This window comes from Serratia sp. CY33525 (genome assembly GCF_052169115.1).
GTDB lineage: Bacteria > Pseudomonadota > Gammaproteobacteria > Enterobacterales > Enterobacteriaceae > Serratia > Serratia sarumanii.
The window spans coordinates 18,441-36,088 of the sequence record NZ_JBJNLK010000011.1 but is presented as its reverse complement, the minus strand read 5'-3'; the positions used below and the strand labels follow the sequence as shown (position 1 = coordinate 36,088).

At 58.9% G+C, this 17,648-nt stretch carries 20 protein-coding genes; 9 read left to right on the top strand and 11 right to left on the bottom strand.

Annotated elements, in window-relative coordinates; all coding sequences use genetic code 11:
* Positions 1-28: 28 nt before the first annotated feature.
* Positions 29-544, bottom strand: a complete 516-nt coding sequence (locus ACJ8IM_RS21620; protein WP_021504397.1) for a hypothetical protein — start codon at positions 542-544, stop codon at positions 29-31.
* Between the two features lie 165 nt (positions 545-709).
* Positions 710-901 carry a hypothetical protein gene (locus ACJ8IM_RS21615; protein ID WP_126181472.1) on the bottom strand — a complete coding sequence of 64 codons (192 nt, stop codon included), beginning with the start codon at positions 899-901 and terminating at the stop codon, positions 710-712.
* Between ACJ8IM_RS21615 and hda the strand changes: the two genes are divergently transcribed.
* A complete protein-coding gene (gene hda / locus ACJ8IM_RS21610; RefSeq protein ID WP_025159568.1) occupies positions 817-1,518 on the top strand; it encodes a DnaA inactivator Hda in 702 nt (233 codons plus the stop codon). The genes ACJ8IM_RS21615 and hda overlap by 85 nt on opposite strands.
* A 7-nt stretch (positions 1,519-1,525) precedes the next feature.
* Here hda and ACJ8IM_RS21605 read toward each other — a convergent pair whose 3' ends face one another.
* From ACJ8IM_RS21605 to ACJ8IM_RS21590, 4 genes are all read right to left on the bottom strand, one after another.
* Positions 1,526-2,071: a helix-turn-helix transcriptional regulator gene (locus tag ACJ8IM_RS21605; protein WP_033654579.1), complete on the bottom strand. Its 546-nt coding sequence runs from the start codon at positions 2,069-2,071 to the stop codon at positions 1,526-1,528.
* Between the two features lie 13 nt (positions 2,072-2,084).
* The gene (locus ACJ8IM_RS21600; protein WP_033644019.1) at positions 2,085-2,315 is read right to left on the bottom strand and encodes a hypothetical protein; all 231 of its coding nucleotides are present in this window, start codon (positions 2,313-2,315) and stop codon (positions 2,085-2,087) included.
* A gap of 200 nt (positions 2,316-2,515) precedes the next feature.
* Positions 2,516-2,869: an arsenate reductase (glutaredoxin) gene (gene arsC / locus ACJ8IM_RS21595; RefSeq protein ID WP_033648817.1), complete on the bottom strand. Its 354-nt coding sequence runs from the start codon at positions 2,867-2,869 to the stop codon at positions 2,516-2,518.
* Positions 2,870-2,889: 20 nt separating this feature from the next.
* Entirely contained in the window at positions 2,890-4,359 is a 1,470-nt protein-coding gene (locus tag ACJ8IM_RS21590) for a beta-barrel assembly-enhancing protease (protein WP_033635508.1), read from the bottom strand.
* 339 nt (positions 4,360-4,698) lie between these two features.
* Between ACJ8IM_RS21590 and ACJ8IM_RS21585 the strand changes: the two genes are divergently transcribed.
* The gene (locus ACJ8IM_RS21585; protein ID WP_004941666.1) at positions 4,699-5,238 is read left to right on the top strand and encodes an RrF2 family transcriptional regulator; all 540 of its coding nucleotides are present in this window, start codon (positions 4,699-4,701) and stop codon (positions 5,236-5,238) included.
* Positions 5,239-5,396: 158 nt separating this feature from the next.
* The gene (locus ACJ8IM_RS21580; RefSeq protein WP_033654582.1) at positions 5,397-6,605 is read left to right on the top strand and encodes an NAD(P)/FAD-dependent oxidoreductase; all 1,209 of its coding nucleotides are present in this window, start codon (positions 5,397-5,399) and stop codon (positions 6,603-6,605) included.
* Positions 6,606-6,639: 34 nt separating this feature from the next.
* On the opposite strand, the gene ACJ8IM_RS21575 is transcribed toward ACJ8IM_RS21580, so the two are convergent.
* Positions 6,640-7,101 (bottom strand): Lrp/AsnC family transcriptional regulator, encoded by a 462-nt coding sequence (locus ACJ8IM_RS21575; protein WP_033654583.1) that lies wholly within the window; start codon positions 7,099-7,101, stop codon positions 6,640-6,642.
* A gap of 193 nt (positions 7,102-7,294) precedes the next feature.
* On the opposite strand from ACJ8IM_RS21575, the gene ACJ8IM_RS21570 reads away from it, so the two are divergent.
* Complete coding sequence (locus ACJ8IM_RS21570) at positions 7,295-7,912, top strand: LysE family translocator (protein ID WP_033635505.1); 618 nt, start codon at positions 7,295-7,297, stop codon at positions 7,910-7,912.
* A 20-nt stretch (positions 7,913-7,932) separates the two neighbouring features.
* On the opposite strand, the gene ACJ8IM_RS21565 is transcribed toward ACJ8IM_RS21570, so the two are convergent.
* The gene (locus ACJ8IM_RS21565; protein ID WP_033654584.1) at positions 7,933-8,385 is read right to left on the bottom strand and encodes a GNAT family N-acetyltransferase; all 453 of its coding nucleotides are present in this window, start codon (positions 8,383-8,385) and stop codon (positions 7,933-7,935) included.
* A 392-nt stretch (positions 8,386-8,777) separates the two neighbouring features.
* Here ACJ8IM_RS21565 and ACJ8IM_RS21560 point away from each other — a divergent pair, with 392 nt between their 5' ends.
* On the top strand, positions 8,778-9,860 hold the full coding sequence (locus ACJ8IM_RS21560; RefSeq protein WP_033654585.1) for a YncE family protein: 1,083 nt from the start codon (positions 8,778-8,780) through the stop codon (positions 9,858-9,860).
* Between the two features lie 56 nt (positions 9,861-9,916).
* The gene (locus ACJ8IM_RS21555; RefSeq protein ID WP_033654586.1) at positions 9,917-12,112 is read left to right on the top strand and encodes a TonB-dependent receptor; all 2,196 of its coding nucleotides are present in this window, start codon (positions 9,917-9,919) and stop codon (positions 12,110-12,112) included.
* Between the two features lie 72 nt (positions 12,113-12,184).
* On the opposite strand, the gene ACJ8IM_RS21550 is transcribed toward ACJ8IM_RS21555, so the two are convergent.
* Positions 12,185-12,397: a hypothetical protein gene (locus ACJ8IM_RS21550; protein WP_033648813.1), complete on the bottom strand. Its 213-nt coding sequence runs from the start codon at positions 12,395-12,397 to the stop codon at positions 12,185-12,187.
* An 854-nt stretch (positions 12,398-13,251) separates the two neighbouring features.
* Here ACJ8IM_RS21550 and ACJ8IM_RS21545 point away from each other — a divergent pair.
* Positions 13,252-14,328, top strand: coding sequence for an AI-2E family transporter (locus ACJ8IM_RS21545; protein WP_033635501.1), 1,077 nt, complete (start codon positions 13,252-13,254; stop codon positions 14,326-14,328).
* Positions 14,329-14,371: 43 nt separating this feature from the next.
* Here ACJ8IM_RS21545 and bcp read toward each other — a convergent pair whose 3' ends face one another.
* Positions 14,372-14,836 (bottom strand): thioredoxin-dependent thiol peroxidase, encoded by a 465-nt coding sequence (gene bcp, locus ACJ8IM_RS21540; protein ID WP_033654587.1) that lies wholly within the window; start codon positions 14,834-14,836, stop codon positions 14,372-14,374.
* A gap of 2 nt (positions 14,837-14,838) precedes the next feature.
* Positions 14,839-15,444: a glycine cleavage system transcriptional repressor gene (locus ACJ8IM_RS21535; RefSeq protein WP_369783268.1), complete on the bottom strand. Its 606-nt coding sequence runs from the start codon at positions 15,442-15,444 to the stop codon at positions 14,839-14,841.
* A 110-nt stretch (positions 15,445-15,554) separates the two neighbouring features.
* Here ACJ8IM_RS21535 and dapA point away from each other — a divergent pair, with 110 nt between their 5' ends.
* Together dapA and bamC are read left to right on the top strand one after the other, a co-directional pair.
* Complete coding sequence (dapA, locus tag ACJ8IM_RS21530) at positions 15,555-16,436, top strand: 4-hydroxy-tetrahydrodipicolinate synthase (RefSeq protein WP_033635499.1); 882 nt, start codon at positions 15,555-15,557, stop codon at positions 16,434-16,436.
* A 16-nt stretch (positions 16,437-16,452) separates the two neighbouring features.
* A complete protein-coding gene (gene bamC, locus ACJ8IM_RS21525; RefSeq protein ID WP_033648812.1) occupies positions 16,453-17,505 on the top strand; it encodes an outer membrane protein assembly factor BamC in 1,053 nt (350 codons plus the stop codon).
* The last annotated feature ends 143 nt before the right edge of the window (positions 17,506-17,648 follow it).

Sequence of the window (17,648 nt, the reverse complement as noted above, 5' to 3'; positions counted from 1 at the left end):
TGCTCCTTACTTTATTGCTGAGTATGGCTTATTGCTGGGCGGCAGGTTGCGTATTGCCGTTCACCGCCGCATCGGTTTCTTGTTTCAACTCTTGCGCTTTGTTTTCGGCGCTGTTCTTGATGGCTTCGGTCTTGGCCTTGGCCTGCTCGGTCAGATCGTTGGCGCCGTTGATGGCGTCGTTTTTGATGGCCTTGGCCTGATCCACCAACTGCTGGCTCTGCTTGCCGGCGTCATCTTTGATCGCGGCGGCCTTGGCCTTGGCGTCGTTGGTGATGGCGTCCGCCTGCTTGGCGGCTTCATCTTTAATCGCCGAAGCTTTGTCCTTCAGCTGGTCAGCCTGCGTGGCGGCCTCTTTTTTGATTTCATCCGCCGTCGCTTTCGCCTTGTCCGTCAGATCGTCCGCTTTTTTCTGGGCGGCGTCTTTCATCTGCTCGGCGCTGTCTTTGGCTTTATCCAGGTTGGCGTCAACCTTGGACGAGTCATCACAGCCGGCAACCAACAACCCGATAAAGGAGGCCAACAGCACTTTATTCCATACTTTCATCGTCTATATCCTTGCAGAAACCTTGTTGATGGTGATTGCGTTTAGCCTACCTATACTAGGCCAGATTTGGCTTAAATGACAAATTTAACCTGCGCAGGCATGGGCTTAGGGAATGATATCGGATAATTCTTGCCTTGGCGGGAGCCGCAGCCAATCAAGCGGCGCTTAGGCATTGTTCACTATTGCGGCATAAGATCCTGCCGGTTCAACAGCGCCCGTTTTCTGTGTTAAACTGCCCACGTTTTTCTGCCAGTTTTGGTTGAGGTGCTTCTCTGAATACGCCGGCACAGCTTTCACTGCCACTTTATCTTCCCGATGATGAAACTTTCGCCAGTTTTTATCCGGGCGAGAACCCATCCCTATTAGCCGCGATCCAATCCGCCGTCCGTCAGGAACATGGCAGCTATATCTATTTTTGGTCGCGTGAAGGCGGCGGGCGCAGCCATCTGCTGCATGCGGCCTGTGCCGAGCTTTCGCAGAAGGGCGAGGCGGTGGGCTATGTGCCGCTCGACAAGCGCGCCTACTTCGTGCCTGAAGTGTTGGACGGCATGGAGCAGTTGGCGCTGGTTTGCATCGACAATATTGAATGCATCGCCGGCGACGAAGAGTGGGAGATGGCGATCTTCAACCTCTACAACCGCATTCTGGAAACCGGCCGCACCCGTTTGTTCATCACCGGAGATCGCCCGCCGCGCCAGCTGAACCTGCGTTTGCCGGATCTGGCTTCGCGCCTGGACTGGGGGCAGATCTACAAGCTGCAGCCGCTGTCGGACGAAGAGAAACTGCTGGCGCTGCAGCTGCGTGGCAAACTGCGCGGCTTCGAGCTGCCGGAAGACGTGGGCCGCTTCCTGTTGAAACGGCTGGATCGCGAGATGCGCACGCTGTTTATGACCCTCGATCAACTCGATCGTGCCTCGATCACCGCCCAGCGCAAGCTGACCATCCCGTTCGTTAAAGAGATCCTGGGGCTGTAGCGAGCCATCAAACCTGTTTTTCTACATGTTCCAGCAGGGAGCTGTAGTGCTCAACCTGCTGGCGTTGCCGATCGCTTCGCAGTTGTAAAGCGAGATTGATATGTTCCAGACACTGCGCATTGTCTGCAAGCCGTGGGTCGATTTTCCCTTGTTGCGCCAACCAGGCCGCCACGTCAGCCCAGCGCCATAACGGTGAGGTGCCGCCGAGCCGTTGAATGGGGGAAGGGAAGCCGCCGGGGCCGCGAGTCCCGTCTTTTAGCATCGCGATCGCCTGACGCGACAGTTCAGTGAGCTCGGCAATATCGCTTAATCCCACCAGGCTGGAGTCTACCGATATCACCTTGGCGCCAATATTTGCAGACTCAATATCACTGATGGCGCTGCAAATCGCGTGCGCAAAGTTATCGCTTTCTCGATCGAACTCCAGGTAGACGGTTTTACCGTAGAAACAGATCAGCGCGTCATCGCATCCCGCTGCATGCAGCGCATCCTCCAACCCGGTGGTATCGGCGGCCACTCCATCTAGCGTCAATGAGAAATGAAAGAGCGTCATGGTGATTCTCCGGTTATTTTTTCTGCGACAGCGCCAGGCAGTGATCGACTTTGCGCCGAATCTGTTTGGCATGTACCTCTGGATTTTTCGGCGTGCTCCAGATGCTCATCATATGTTCTTGATGTCCGGCAAAGGCGCAATGCAGTCGTCCAAATGCGTGCCCTTTGCTGGGGCGAAAATGCCAACCCTGAGAAAGGGCGTAAGCTAATGCCGCCTGGATATGCTTGTCTGGGTGTTTTTTCATCGCTCGTCCAGTGATGCGATTAGGGTAGGTGGGGTGTTGACGGTTGTCAACGCCTGTCTTGCCGTGAGGCTCGGCATTTGTGCAGCATAGCAACAGGAGAAGTTGAGGATGATGAAAAGTATTTATATAACAAACAATTAAAAATAGCCCTGTTCAGGGCTATTGGTATGTTACGGCTCAATAAGAGGCGGGTTGACCGTTTACAAAATCTCCAGCACCTGCTCCGGCGGCCGGCCGATGCGCGCCTTGCTGCCTTTCACCACGATCGGGCGTTCGATCAGTTTCGGGTTCGCCGTCATCGCCGCCAGCAGCTGTTCTTCGCTCAGGCTGTCGTCCGCCAGCTTCAATTCCTTGTACAGGTCTTCTTTCTTGCGCATCAGATCGCGCGCCGATGTGAAGCCCAGTTCCTTCAACAGCTTTTTCAGCTCATCGGCCGACGGGGGCGTTTCAAGGTACAGCACCACCTTGGGATCGACGCCGTGCTGTTCCAGCAGCGCCAGGGTTTCACGGCTCTTGGAGCAGCGCGGGTTGTGGTAAATCGTGACGTTTTTCATGGCGTTCATTCCTTGTTGCATCAGCTGCGCTGGTATTGGCGGAAGCGCTGTTGCAGTTGGCGCAGCTGGTCGATGCGCGCATCGTAGCGCGCCTGTTTCAGGCTGCCGAGTTTCTGCAGCGAGCTGGCATTGCTGAGCAGGCCGATGGCCTGATCGAGCCGGCCGGTCAGCGCCAGGCTTTCGGCGCGGGCCGACAGTTCTTCATCGCGCAGCCCTTGGGCGGCGCTGGCCTGCGCCAGCAGATCCCAGCCGTTCGGATCGTCCGGATGGGCAAAGGTGTAGCGGTTCAGGATCTTCGAGGCCTGCGCCGGCTGGTTGCCTTCGACATAGGCGTTGGCCAGGTTGAGCTGCAGCACCGGGTTGTTGCTCTGGGCGGCGTTGGCCGCCTGCAGCCGGGCGATGGCCTGCGGCGCGCGTTTCTGGCCGAGATCGATGTCGGTCATCAGGTCGATCAGCCAGACGTTTTTCGCATCCTGCGCCAGCATCGGTTGAATGATGTTGCGTGCGTCGTCGTATTTTTTCGCTTCATAGAACAGGATGGCGCGGCCGTATTTGGCGGCCGCCTGTTCGCGCACATTGCCCTTGCTGAGCGAGCCGAGCAGCTCTTCGTTCAGGCCATAGCCCTCCGAACTGTACATGCCCAGTGCGCGCACCTTGGCCATCAGGTAATCCTGCGAAGACTGCACGATGTGTTTCGGCATCTGGTTGGCGCGGTTGCGCGCGTCGGAAAGGCGGCTGTCCGGCAACGGGTGCGTCAGCAGCATTTCCGGCGGTTTAGAGGCGTAGCGTGACTGATCCGAGAGCTTCTGCAGGAAGTCGGGCATCGCTTCCGGATCGAATCCGGCGCGCTGCAGCACCTGAATGCCGATGCGGTCGGCTTCCTGTTCGTTCGACTGGGTAAAGCTGATCATGCCCTGCTGGGTGCCGGCCAGGGTGCCGCTCAGCGCCGCCATGCCCATGGTCGGGTTGGCCATCGCCAGCAGGATGGAGCCGAGCGCGCCCACCCAGGTCAGCGGGGCGTTGCGCTGCTGATCTTCCATTGCGCGCGCCAGGTGGCGCTGGGTGACGTGCGAGATTTCGTGTGCCAGCACCGAAGCCAGCTGGCTTTCGTTGTCGCTGACGCGCAGCAGCGCGGAGTGCAGCACCACGTTGCCGCCGAAGAAGGCGAAGGCGTTGATCTCGTCGTTGCGCACCAGATAGAAATGGAACGGCGTGCGCACCGAATAGGCGCTGGCCACCAGCCGGTTGCCCAACTGGTTGATGTACTGGCTCAGCAGCGGATCGTTGATCAGCGGGGCGCTGGCGCGCAGTTGGCGCACGTAGAAATCGCCCATCGCCAGCTCTTGTCCGATGCTCAGGGTGCCGCCGGCGGAGGTGCCCATATCCGGCAACTGATCCTGGCTTTCCGCCTGTGCTGGCGCCAGGGCGGTGGCGTTCAGCGTGCCGAGCAGCAGCACCGCTAACGCGGTTTTGGTCAACCGGTTGGTCATAGTCAGGCGTTTCCCTTAAATAATCATTTCTAAGACGTCAGCAGCAGACAAGAGTTCTTTATTCCCGCGGCGCAACCCGCGCGAAAGTGCGGCGGCTCACAAACCGCGGCGGCGGCACCCATCACATCATAGTCAGCCGCAGGCGACAAGGAAACGTTAGCCGGGCGCGGATCGGGCAAAAAAGTTTTATTTTTCATTTTGAAGGGCGTTTTCTCGTCGCTGGCGACATGCATTTCGAATAAAACACGGATCAACTTTGTCCGTGTTTTATTGGCAAGAGAAACGCAGACTCATATAGTCTGCGTTATTGAAGATTCATTGACGGTCGAAAACGGACACATGGCGTACATCACAACCAGCGTTGAATATGGCATCCATTGCCTGCTGTGGCTGGTCGGCGATAACCAGCGCGCGCTCAGCAGCCGCGAACTCGCCGAACTGCAGGGCATCTCCCCCAGCTTTCTGGCCAAGATTTTCCCCAAGCTGGAAAAGGCAGGGATCGTCGCCGCCAGTGAAGGGGTGCGCGGCGGTTATCGTCTGGCGCGCCCGGCGGACGAGATCAGCTTCCTGGAGATCATCGACGCCATTGAAGGGCACAAGCCGCTGTTCGATTGCCAGGAGGTGCGCGGGCGCTGTGCGGTGTTCGACGATTCCCCGCCGGATTGGGCGGTTTCCGGCAAATGTGCCATCCACGCGGTGATGCTGCAGGCGGAGAAAGCGATGCGCGACGCGCTGGCGGCGCAGACCCTCGGCGCCGTCGCGGCCCGCTTTGGCCGCAAGGCGCCGCAGGGCTTCTTCGGTGAGGTCAACCTCTGGCTCGACGAGCGCATGACGGAGCGCACCGCGCGCAGCGGCAAAACGGCGCGCGCCAAGACCTAACCACCGCCTTTCCTTAAAGCGAAACACACTTTTCCCGCCTCTTCGGAAGGGGCGGGCGGGCCTTCTGCACCCTGTTACGGGAGCGGAACGGCATCGTTCATCCGAAAACTTGCGGGCAGCCTTATCGCCCGGTTAACCCTGTATGAAGGAGTCATCCCATGACGCAGAAAATAGTGATTGCCGGTTCCGGTTTTGCCGGTTTTTGGGCCGCCGTGTCCGCCATGCGCGCCATTAACATCGCCGGTAAGCATGACGAGATCGAGGTGCTCATGGTTTCGCCGACGCCCACGGTCACCATCCGGCCGCGCCTGTATGAAGCGGTGCTGGAAAACATGAACCCGGACATTTCCGCGCAGCTCGCCGCCGTCGGCGTGCGCCACCTGGCCGGGACGGTAGAACGCATCGATGCCGCCGCCAAAACGCTCACGGTGGCGCAGGCGACGGGGGGATCCCTTGAGCTGGTCTACGACCGCTTGGTGTGGGCCACCGGCAGTCGGCTCTCCGTGCCTGCGGTGCCGGGCTTTGCCGAATACGGTTTCAACGTCGATACGCTGGAAAGCGCGCAGCGTTTGGATGCCCATATCAAAGCGCTGGCGGCCAAACCCTCGACGCCCGCGCGCAACACCGCCGTGGTGGTGGGCGCGGGGCTGACCGGGCTGGAGAGCGCGGCGGAGATGCCGCAGCGGCTGCGGGATGCGCTGGGCAAAGACGAGAACGTGCGCGTGGTGATCGTCGATAGCGCGCCGGAAGTGGGCGCCGGGATGGGGGCGGAGCCGGGGGCAGTGATACGCCAGGCGCTGGCGGAGTGCTGCGTGGAAGCGCGGGCCGGTCTGCGCGTCTCGGCCATCGACGCCGAGGGGGTGATGCTGTCGAACGGTGAGCGCATCGCTGCCAACACGGTGATCCTGGCGGCGGGCGTGCGGGCGCATCCGCTGACCGAGCAGATCCCCGGCGAGCGCGACGGCAGCGGCCGGGTGATCGGCGACGCCTTCCTGCGCGCGCCGGCGGCGGCGGGCATTTTCGTGACCGGGGATACGGTGAAGGCGGCGACCGACGATCTCGGCAACCACAACCTGATGACCTGCCAGCATGCGATGAGCCTTGGCCGCGTGGCCGGCCACAATGCGGCGGCGGAGCTGGTGGGATTGCCGACGCACCCGTACAGCCAGCCGAAGTATGTGACCTGTCTGGATCTGGGGCCCTGGGGCGCGCTGTATACCGAAGGCTGGGATCGCCAGGTGCGTTTTACCCGTCAGGAAGGCAAAAAGATTAAGCAGGAGATCAATACGCAGTGGATTTATCCACCGGCGGCGGATCGCGAGGCGCTGTTCGCCGTAGCCAATCCGGATTTCGTGATTGTGCCTTAAATAAGTCAAAACGGGAGCGGCAACGCTCCCGTCGTCATTTTCCCAGCGGCAGGAACGAGCGCTCCGGCACCACGGTCTTCATCACCAGGGTGGAGCTCAGACGCTGCACGCCCGGCAGAGCGGAGAGTTTCTCGTCGTAAAGCTGTTGAAAGGCGGGCAGATCGCGGGCGATCACGTGCAGCAGGTAGTCGGGATCGCCGAACAGCCGCTGCGCCTGCACCACCTGGGGAATGTCCATCATGGCGTTTTCGAAAGTTTCAACGGCGCGGCGATCGCCTTCGCGCATGGTGACGAACACCAGGGCGGAAAAGTTATAGCCCAGGCTGCCGGGATCGAGCTGGGCGCGGTAACCTCTGATCACCCCGGATTCCTCTAACGCCCGCACCCGGCGGTGGCAGGGGGATACGCTCAACCCGATCCGCTCGGCCAGCTCGGTCACCGACAAACGGCCGTCGGTCTGCAGTTCAGCAAGAATCTTGCGATCAATCTTATCCATTTAGAAGAATTTCCCCGCTTATGCCGATTTCAGGCAAGTAATTGAAAGCACATTTTAATCCCTTGAGGATATTCTTGCCATCTGTTGAACGGTTTTGACGGCCGCCGCGGCAGGCGGGGCCGTTCTTCTTCCACGAGGAAAGCGCAATGGTTCTCTGTTCAGTGTGGTGCGGTGCGTTTGAGAGGGCGGCGGTATGACGCTCGCTCTGTTCGCCGCTTTTTGGGCGGTATCGATTTTATTGGTGATCACGCCGGGTATGGATTGGGCCTATGTGATCTCGGCGGGCATTCGCGGCCGGGTGGTGGTGCCCGCCGTCGCCGGCTTGCTGTTTGGCCATTTGTTGATGATTGCGATCGTAGTGGCGGGCGTCGGCGCGCTGCTGGTCGGCAACCCGTTGGCGCTGACGGCGCTTACCTTGCTGGGAGCGGCTTACCTCTTGTGGATCGGTTGCAACATGCTGCTGCACCCGCCGGTGCCCGGCGCCGGTGAAGATCAGCGTTCCGATTCCTGGCTGCGCTGGGCCGGCAAGGGCGTGTGCGTCAGCGGGCTGAACCCCAAGGTGTTTCTGCTGTTTCTGGCGCTGCTGCCGCAGTTTACCGACGCCCGGGCCGAATGGTCGGTGCCGATGCAGATGCTGGCGTTGGGCGTCGTGCATTTGATCAGCTGCGGCCTGGTGTATCTGCTGGTGGGATTCGGATCGCAGTCGGTACTGCGCACGCGCCCACAGGCCGCGAAGGTGGTGGGGCGCATCTCCGGCGCGGCGATGATCGTCATCGCCCTCGGGCTGCTGGCCGAGCAGGCGCTGAAATAGCGCCTGGTCAGCGAAAACACCTATCGTCGGTAGATGTCCGGCCGGGCGATCTGCCAGACAAAGTCGGGGCGGTTGATGGCGCTATAGCCCACTTTTTCATAGAGCCAGGGGGCGGTGCTGGTGACCAGCATGACTCGCCGCAGCGTCGCCATCAGCGGATGGGCCTGGCAGCATTCCGCCAGCCACAGACCCAGCCCGCTTTTTTGGTACGTTTCCAGCACGTACACGTCGCACAGATAGCCGAAAGTGGCGTAATCGGTAACCAGCCGGGCGAAACCGATCTGCCTGGCCTCGTGATACAAACCGAAGCACAGGCTGTGGGCGAGGGACTGGCGGACGGTCTCTTTGTCAATGCCCTCCGCCCATGACGAACGGGTCAGAAATGCATGGATGGCATCGAGATCCAGCAGAACGGGATCGGTGCTGACGAGATAGTCCGCCCGCTGCCACTCCCGTGGGGCAGGGGTTGTCATGAGGGGGCTTCTCCTGTTGTCTGTTCGTTCGTTGTTAAGTGCCTGTACGCAGGGTGAGGCCGTTTATCGACGGTGTAAGGCGAGATAACCATGCACGGCACCGGGATCGATAGCTGGCGGATTGGTTTTGATAATACGAGATGTCGCCATGACTTTTAGAGAAGGAAGGAAAATAATTACGCTTGATTGCGTAAATAATAATGAGTATGTTTCTCATTCTCTTTGTTGTTCGCGGGCGCACGAAGGAGTTATTAGCCTGCATTAGCGTGATAGTTGATTCACAGGGAAACACTGAGACGCGCGGTGGCGCTCATTTCTCGTGATGAGAAAGCTCAAAACTAAACTGCAGAGCCCGCCGTAAACACCGTTTTGAATGGTCAAGGATTTCCCCGATGAAAATGAAAACCTCTGTGCTCGCCCTGCTGACGGGGATGGCGCTCAGCGGCTGCACGCCGCACCAAACCTCTTCCTCTTCCCCTGCCGTGCAACCTCTGGCGCAAGCGGCGCAATCCGACAGCATCGTCAAACGCCAACTGGCTTATGGCTTGTATGAAATGGCGCTGACGCCAGGGGGAGATGCGCTGTACGTCGCCAGTGCCGAAAGTTTTAAAGATGTACAGGGTGGCGTGGTCTATAAGCTGGACGCCAAGACCCTGAAAACCCTTGGCACGACGCATACCGATCTGAAAAATTTCGCCATGCAGGCCGCTGCGGATGGGAAAACCCTTTATGTCAGCAATTCGCTGGACGGCGGTATCAGCGCAATCGGCGTCGCCGACGGTAAGGTGAAAGGGCGTTTGCTGTTCAGCGAGCGCAATGAGAAAGGGTTGCCGTATGGTGCGCGCCAAATTCTGGCTCACGACAACACGCTGTATGTGGGGGCGGTGGCCGACCCGGCGCAAATTTGGGTGGTTGACGCTGAATCGCTCAAGCTGAAAACGCGCATTAAAAATACCGGCAAATGGATGACCGGCCTGCATTACTCCGAACAGACCCAACGCGTGTATGCCGCCAATGGCAGCGGCGAGATCCTGGTGATCAACCCGCGTTCCAACCGCATCGAAAAACGCTGGAAACCGTTGGGAGACCAACCCGCACTGCTGCTCAATATGGCGGAGGACGAGGCTACCGGTCGTTTGTTCGTCACCGACAACTCCAAGGCGAAGACCACGCTGGTCTTGGATATTCACACCGGGAAGTTATTGAAGCGGCTTGATGTGGGCGACTCTTTGGCTGTCGTTTTCAATCCACGGCGCAACGAAATTTACATCTCGCAGCGTGAATCCGGCAATGTGCTGAGCCTGGATGCGACGACCTATGCGGTGAAACAGCGCTGGCCGCTGCCGCCGAATCCAAACAGCTTGCTGCTGTCGGCAGACGGCCAGACATTGTTCGTTACGGTCAAACAGCCGTTTAACAAAGATCATTCCACTCAGGGGCCGGACAGCGTGGTTCGCATCGCGTTGAATAAATAAGCCCCATCGGCCCGGCGACGGGCCATTTAACTTTTATCCTCATTCATGAGTGAATTATGCACAACACCAGTACAACGAATTTCCCTTTACGTAAAACGCTGCTGGCGCTGACTATTGGCGCGCTGAGCCAGGGGGCGCTGGCCGCAGACGGCGGCGCCAAGAAAAACCAGGAGGACACCCTGGTTGTCCGGGCCGAAAAACACGGCGATTTCAACTCCGGCGGCAATGATTTGGTTCCCGCCTATCTGGATGGACAGGTCGCCCACGGCGGCCGCCTGGGAATGTTGGGCGAACAGAAAGCGATGGACGTTCCGTTCAACGTCATAGGTTATACCGCGAAGCTGGTACAGGATCAGCAGGCGAAGACCATCGCCGACGTGGTCAGCAACGACGCGGGTGTACAGGCGGTGCAGGGGTACGGTAACTTCGCCGAAACCTATCGTATCCGCGGTTTCCAACTGGACGGCGACGACATGACGATGGGCGGGCTGCCGGGCGTGGTGCCGCGCCAGGTGATGGATACCCAGATGCTGGAGCGGGTGGAGATCTTCAAAGGGGCGAACGCCCTATTGAACGGCCTGGCTTCCAGCGGCGTTGGCGGCATGATCAATCTTGAACCGAAGCGGGCGGAAGAAACGCCGACCACCCAGATCGGCCTCGACTACACCTCCGATTCTCAGGTGGGCGGCACGCTGGATCTGGGCCGCCGTTTTGGTGACGACAACCAGTTTGGTGCTCGCGTCAACCTGGTGCACCGCGAGGGTGAAACGGCGGTTGAGGATGATAAGCGGCGCACTACGCTGGCATCGGTTGGGCTGGACTATCGCGGCGATCGTTTCCGTTCATCGTTGGACTTCGGTTATCAGAAAAAGACCTTCCATGGGGGAACGATGGGGGTCAACATCAGCGGCATCGATGTGATACCCGCGGTGCCTGACACCCGTAAAAATTACAGTCAGCAGTGGGGCTACAGCGATATCGAGAACGAATTCGGCATGGCGAAAGCGGAATATGATTTAACCCGCGACTGGAAGGCCTATGCCGGCTTGGGCGCGCAGCATGGCCATGAAACCGGTGTTTACAGCGCACCGAAGCTCATCAACGCCAACGGCGACGCCACGGTTGGGCGCCTGGACACCAACCGCATTATCGACGCTTTCAGCGGCATGGCGGGGCTTGAGGGCAAGTTCACGACCTGGGCGGTTTCGCATCGGGTCAACGTCGGCTATTCCGCGCAGATTAAACGCGACAAAACCGCGTGGCGCATGTCCGCCAACAATCCGACGACCAATATCTACGATAACCATGATGTCGCAATACCGGACAACGCCTATTTCGGCGGCAACTACAGCGATCCGCTGACCACGGCGCGTAACCGGACGCAGGGCTGGTTGTTCAGCGATACGTTGGGCTTTTTCGGCGACCGGGTGTTGTTAACGGCGGCGGCGCGCCATCAGAAAGTGGTGGTGCGTAATTACAGCAACGCCACCGGCCTGGAGGATACCGCCTCCCGTTATACGCAAAGCCGCTGGATGCCGACGTTCGGGCTGGTCTACAAGCCGTGGGAAACGGTGTCGCTTTATGCCAACCATACCGAGGCGTTGCAGCCTGGCGGCATTGCGCCGAAAGAGGCGGCTAACTTCGGGCAGAGTACCGGTATCGCCCGTTCCAAGCAAAATGAAGTGGGCGTGAAAGTTGATTTCGAACGCGTGGGCGGCTCGTTGGCGCTGTTTGAAATCAAAAAGCCGGCCACCATGATCGACAGCAACAACTACTACACGTTGAACGGCGAGCAACGTAACCGCGGCGTGGAGTTGAATGTATTTGGCGAACCGGCCTTCGGCCTGCGCCTTAACGGCAGCGCTACCTGGCTTTCGCCCGAGCTGACCAAAACCCAGGGCGGCCGTAACGATGGCAAAGACGCTATCGGCGTAGCGCACTTCTACGCGGTGCTGGGGGCGGAATACGATATCAGGCCGGTCGATGGCCTGACGGCGACGGCGAAAGTGCGGCATACCGGTTCGCAATATGCCGACTCCGCCAATACCAAAAAGCTCGATAGTTTCACGACCCTGGATCTCGGTCTTCGCTATCGCATGCGTTTGAATGAGGATCAAAATACGCTGGTATGGCGTGTGGGGTTGGACAACGTCACGAACGAGAAGTATTGGTCCGGCGTAGAAAGCAATGGCACTTACGTCTTCCAGGGACAGGCGAGAACGCTGAAAGCGTCGGTAACTTACGACTTCTAAGCGATACAGAAACGACGGCGGCCCACATGTGATGGGCCGTCGGTTTCTTCGTCACCGGGGGATCGTTTTTCACTATGACCGATGGGTGAGCACGCTGATCAGATCCAGCGCGTCGTCCGCCGCCGCGATTTCGCTTTCGCTGAGCGCCTGCCGTTCGATGAAGCTCTCGATGGCTTCCAGCAGGGAGAAAACGCTGATTTCATCCCCTATCTTCACGACTTCGCAAACGCCACGCCCGATCGCCAGACAGATGGCTTCATCAAATTCACACGGTTTGCTGTTCATCTTTTTTCCCCTACTGCGTTTGGGATGATATCGGCCATGCTACCGGTTTTTGCCCGGCGGCTGTCTGACGAAAATCTCATTTTTTCGTTGATGCTGGCGGGCGCACGATCGCGTGCAGTGGCGAAATTCTGATTTCCTCACCGTGGCCAAATTTCCCTTGTGACCGCCGTGCCGGCGCGGTATTGTCGCCAAATGACGACAATACCGCCTCATTGTCCGCATAAAAAATTCATGACGTTATCATCCCTTCATCCCGCTGCCGTGCGGGATTTTTTTATGAGGTTTATCTCAAAGTGCGGATAACCTCGACGCGATCGCTTGCCATGCTCTGGGAATAATCCTAGCTTGAAATAGTCATTTAGGGTTAGCAATCCCTCATGACCTCCTTGTAACACTTGATGCACCAGAACGTTTTCTCCCCCGCTGCGGCGGGGGTTTTTAATGACGTGCATCAGAAAAGGCCGCAACGCAAGAACCGACAGAGTTCGTGACGATAATCAGTTTAAGCATCAGGGGATGGGAAAATGAAAAATGATTTGGCGGCGGCGATCGCGATTGGCTGTGTGCTGTTGTTCGCATTGGCGGTCGGTTCGCCCCTTTCTATCGGTACCTCGCTGTAATCTTCCGCGGCCCCGTTCGGGGCCGCTCACCGCGCCTGTCGCCGCGTCTGCGGATTTTTGCGCCGATCGCCTGCCAACGCGATAAAATCAGCCAAATTGCGGTTGATGTATGGCGAACTTTGAGTACTCTGAGTGCTTTGCATACCTCGCGTGCGCCCGTTCTATCTATGCTTTAATCACGCCCATCACAGGAATCGCCATGCCCGCCCGTCAAACCTCGAGGAGCCCGCTCTGATGCTGGAGATGTTATTACAGTGGTACCGCCGCCGCTTCACCGATCCGCAGGCTATCGCGCTGCTGGTGATCCTGGTTGCCGGCTTCCTCATTCTCTATTTTTTGCACGGCATTCTGACCCCGTTGCTGGTCGCCATCGTGCTGGCCTATCTGCTGGAGTGGCCGACCGCGCGCCTGCAGCGCATCGGCTGTTCGCGCACCTGGGCGGCGAGCATCATGCTGCTGGTGTTCGCGGGCGTCGCCATGCTGCTGGTGTTCGTCGTCGCGCCAACCGCCTGGCAACAGGGCATCAATCTGATGAGCGATCTGCCGGGCATGCTCAACCAGTTCTATAACTTCGCCGCGACGCTGCCGAAGCGTTACCCGGCGCTGGTGGATGCCGGCATCATCGACATGATGGCGGAAAACCTGCGCAGCCGGCTGTCCGGCATGGGCGAGTCGGTGGTGAAATTCTCGCTGGCGTCGCTGGTCGGCCTGCTGACGTTGGCTATCTACCTGATCCTGGTGCCGATGATGATGTTCTTCCTGCTGAAAGACAAAGAGCAGCTGCTGAACGCGGTGCGCCGCGTGCTGCCGCGCAATCGCGGCCTGGCGGGGCAGGTCTGGAACGAGATGAATCAGCAGATCACCAACTACATTCGTGGCAAGGTGCTGGAGATGGTGATTGTCGGCGTGGCGACCTACCTGGTGTTCGCCGTGCTGGACATGCGCTACTCGCTGCTGCTGGCGGTGCTGGTGGGCTTCTCGGTGCTGATCCCCTACATCGGCGCGGTGCTGGTCACCATACCGGTGGTGGTGGTGGCGCTGTTCCAGTGGGGCGTCGGCGCCGATTTCTGGACGCTGATCGTCGCCTATCTGGTGGTGCAGGGGCTGGACGGCAACCTGCTGGTGCCGATCCTGTTCTCCGAAGCGGTCAACCTGCATCCGCTGGTGATTATCCTTTCTGTGATCGTGTTCGGCGGGATGTGGGGCTTTTGGGGGGTGTTTTTCGCCATTCCGCTGGCGACGCTGGTGAAGGCGGTGATTCACGCCTGGCCGGATGAACTGCGGGTCGAGGTGGAAGACGAGGCCGGCTGAGAGGGAATAACGAAGCGCAGCAGGCCGCTGCGCTTCGTGAGATTTACTGCTGCAGGTAGTTCAAAACGATGTCGTGGTGATTGGTGGTTTTGAAATCATCAAACACTTTTTCAATCTTGCCTTTGCCATCGATCAGGAAACTGATGCGGTGAATACCGTCGTAGGTCTTGCCCATGAAGGTTTTCTCGCCCCACACGCCAAACTGTTGCGACACCTGATGATCTTCATCAGACAACAGCGTGAAGTTGAGCAGCTCCTTTTCGGCGAAGCGCGACAGTTTTTCCGGTTTGTCGGTGCTGATGCCCAGCACTTCGACGCCGGCCTTTTTCAATTCGTCCATGTTGTCCCGCAGGCCGCAGGCTTGCACGGTGCAGCCCGGCGTCATCGCCTTCGGATAGAAGTAAACCAAAACTCGCTGTCCCTGGAAGTCGGCCAAATTAATTTCCTCACCGTCCTGGTCAGGCAAACTAAATTTCGGCGCTGTGTCACCGGCTTTCAATGGGCTCATCACTACTCTCCATCTTTCTCGTCATGCTGTGGATAGTTCACCACGCTAATACTGCCTTGCGCGTTCAATTCTGTACATAGGCGATGGAAGGCTTGCTCAATATTTGAGGCGTCCCGATCGCCGGAGCTGTGGGCGGTGATTTGGATATACAGCTGCGGCGGCAGGTCGCCGTCCGCCGGCTGCGTGCGCGAGACCAGTTCGGCGATATTCATCTGGCTGGAGTCGAACAGATCGGTAAAGCGTTCGATGATGTGCGGCGAGTCCTTCACTTCCACCTGCACCCACACCGTGGCCGGCATCGGCGGCCTTTCGTGCGAGTTTGTGCGTTTCATCACGATCAGCAGATCCAGCTCCGCGCCTTTTTGCGGCAGGGTGGATTCGATCAGGGTGATGGCGTTCCAGCTGCCGGACAGCAGCATGATGAACGTGAACTCCTCTCCCAGCATGGCCAGACGGCTATCTTCGATATTGCATCCGCAACTGCTGACGTGGCGGGTGATGGTATTGACGATTCCGGGGCGGTCGGCGCCGAGCGCGGTAATCACGAGATAGTGTTCGTCTGACTGAGGCAAAATAGCGCTTCCTGTCGTGCTTAATGGGGTTACCATGGTAAACATAAAAAAAACCGCCTGCCAAGCGCTTACAACGCGGTTGTGCGCTTGCTTTTGGATAGGCAGCAAAAGTACCATGAGTGACTTGTTTGTGGAGGGGACGGCCAATGTTTACGGGAAGTATTGTTGCACTGGTGACGCCGATGGACGACAAAGGTGCTGTCGATCGCGCGAGCCTGAAAAAATTGATCGATTATCATGTAGCCAGTGGCACCGCGGCGATCGTTTCCGTAGGGACCACCGGCGAGTCCGCAACGCTTGCCCATGACGAGCACGTTGACGTGGTGCTGCAGACGCTGGAGCTGGCTGACGGCCGCATTCCGGTGATCGCCGGCACCGGCGCCAACGCCACCGCCGAAGCCATCGCGCTCACCACCCGCTTCGCCAACACCGGCGTGGTGGGCTGCCTGACGGTGACGCCGTACTACAATAAGCCGACGCAGGAAGGGCTGTATCAGCACTTCAAGGCGATTGCCGAGAGCACCGAGCTGCCGCAGATCCTGTACAACGTGCCTTCGCGCACCGGCTGCGACATGCTGCCGCCGACCATCGCTCGGCTGGCGAAAATCAAGAATATTGTTGCTGTAAAAGAAGCGACGGGGAACTTAAGTCGCGTTAGTCAGATCCAAGTGCTGGTTGACGATGAAGACTTCATTTTGCTGAGCGGCGACGACGCCAGCGGGCTGGACTTCATGCAACTGGGCGGCAAAGGGGTGATTTCCGTGACGGCCAACGTGGCCGCGCGCGAGATGGCGGAACTTTGCGCGCTGGCGGCGCAGGGCAAGTTTGCGCAGGCGCGCCGCTTAAATCAGCGCTTGATGCCGTTGCATCAGGATCTATTTGTAGAAGCAAACCCAATTCCGGTGAAGTGGGCCTGTAAGGCGTTGGGATTGATGGCAACCGATACGCTGCGTCTGCCGATGACGCCGTTGAGCGAAGCCGCCCGCCCGGTGGTGGAGCGCGCGCTGAAAAGCGTCGGTTTGCTGTAACTCTAAGGGAAATTTGATGGCTTATTCATTGCAAAAGTCGACGGTAGCAAAAGTAGTGGGCATCTCTTTGGTGATGATGCTGGCGGCCTGCAGCAGCGATCAGCGCTACAAGCGCCAGGTCAGCGGCGACGAGGCCTACCTCGACGCGGCTCCGCTCAAGGCGCTGAACGCGCCGTCCGGCATGATCCTGCCGGTGCAGAGCGGCAACTATGACGTTCCCGCCACGACGCTGCAAGGCAACGTCGGCAAGCAGTTGGACATTCGTCCGCCGGTGCAGCCGTTGGCGCTGCTGAGCGGTTCTCGCGCGCAATACGCCGGCGACAGCGGCACGCTGCTGCTGGAAAACAGCCCGCAGAACCAGAACCTGTGGTCGCGCGTGGTCAGCCTGCTGCAGGCGAAGAACATCGCGATCGCTTCGCGCCAGGACGCCGGTCAGACCCTGACCACCGACTGGGTGAAGTGGAACCGTCTGGACGAAGACAACCAGTACGAAGGCCGTTATCAGATCAGCGTGCAGCAACAGGGCTACCAGCAGGCGCTGGTAGTGAAAAGCGTTGGCCTGCAGCAGCAGGGCAAGACCGAACAGGTGACCGATCAGTCTGAAATCCAGCGCTACAACGGCATGATGATCAACACCCTGATCGAAGGCCTGGACAAGCAGGACAACCTGGCGAGCAGCCAGACCGCCAGCCGCTTCGGCGCGCTGGACGTGCAGAGCGGCGCCGATGACACCGGCCTGCCGATGCTGGTGGTGCGCGGCCCGTACACCGTGGTGTGGGATCGCCTGCCGCCGGCGCTCGAAAAACTGGGGATGAAAGTGGGTGACCGCAGCCGTCCGCAGGGCACCGTCGCCGTGACCTACAAGTCCCTGAGCAGCAGCGATTGGGATGCGTTGGGCGTCAAGGATCCTGAACTGGCGGAAGGGGATTACAAGCTGCAGGTCGGCGATCTCAACAACCGCACCAGCCTGCAATTCATCGATCCGAAAGGCAAACCGCTGACCCAGTCGAAAAACGACGCACTGGTGGCGGCATTCCAGTCTGCCTTCAGTAAAACCAGCGTTAACTAATCGAAAAGGGGCTGCGGCCCCTTTTTGTTTTGTCTATACGGTATCGTTTGCGTCGCAGGTTTGGCACAATAGTGCCCGGCACGCCAAAGAATTCATTAGGTCAATTCTATACCCCCTAATTTCGGGCCGCGCTCGGGAGACAT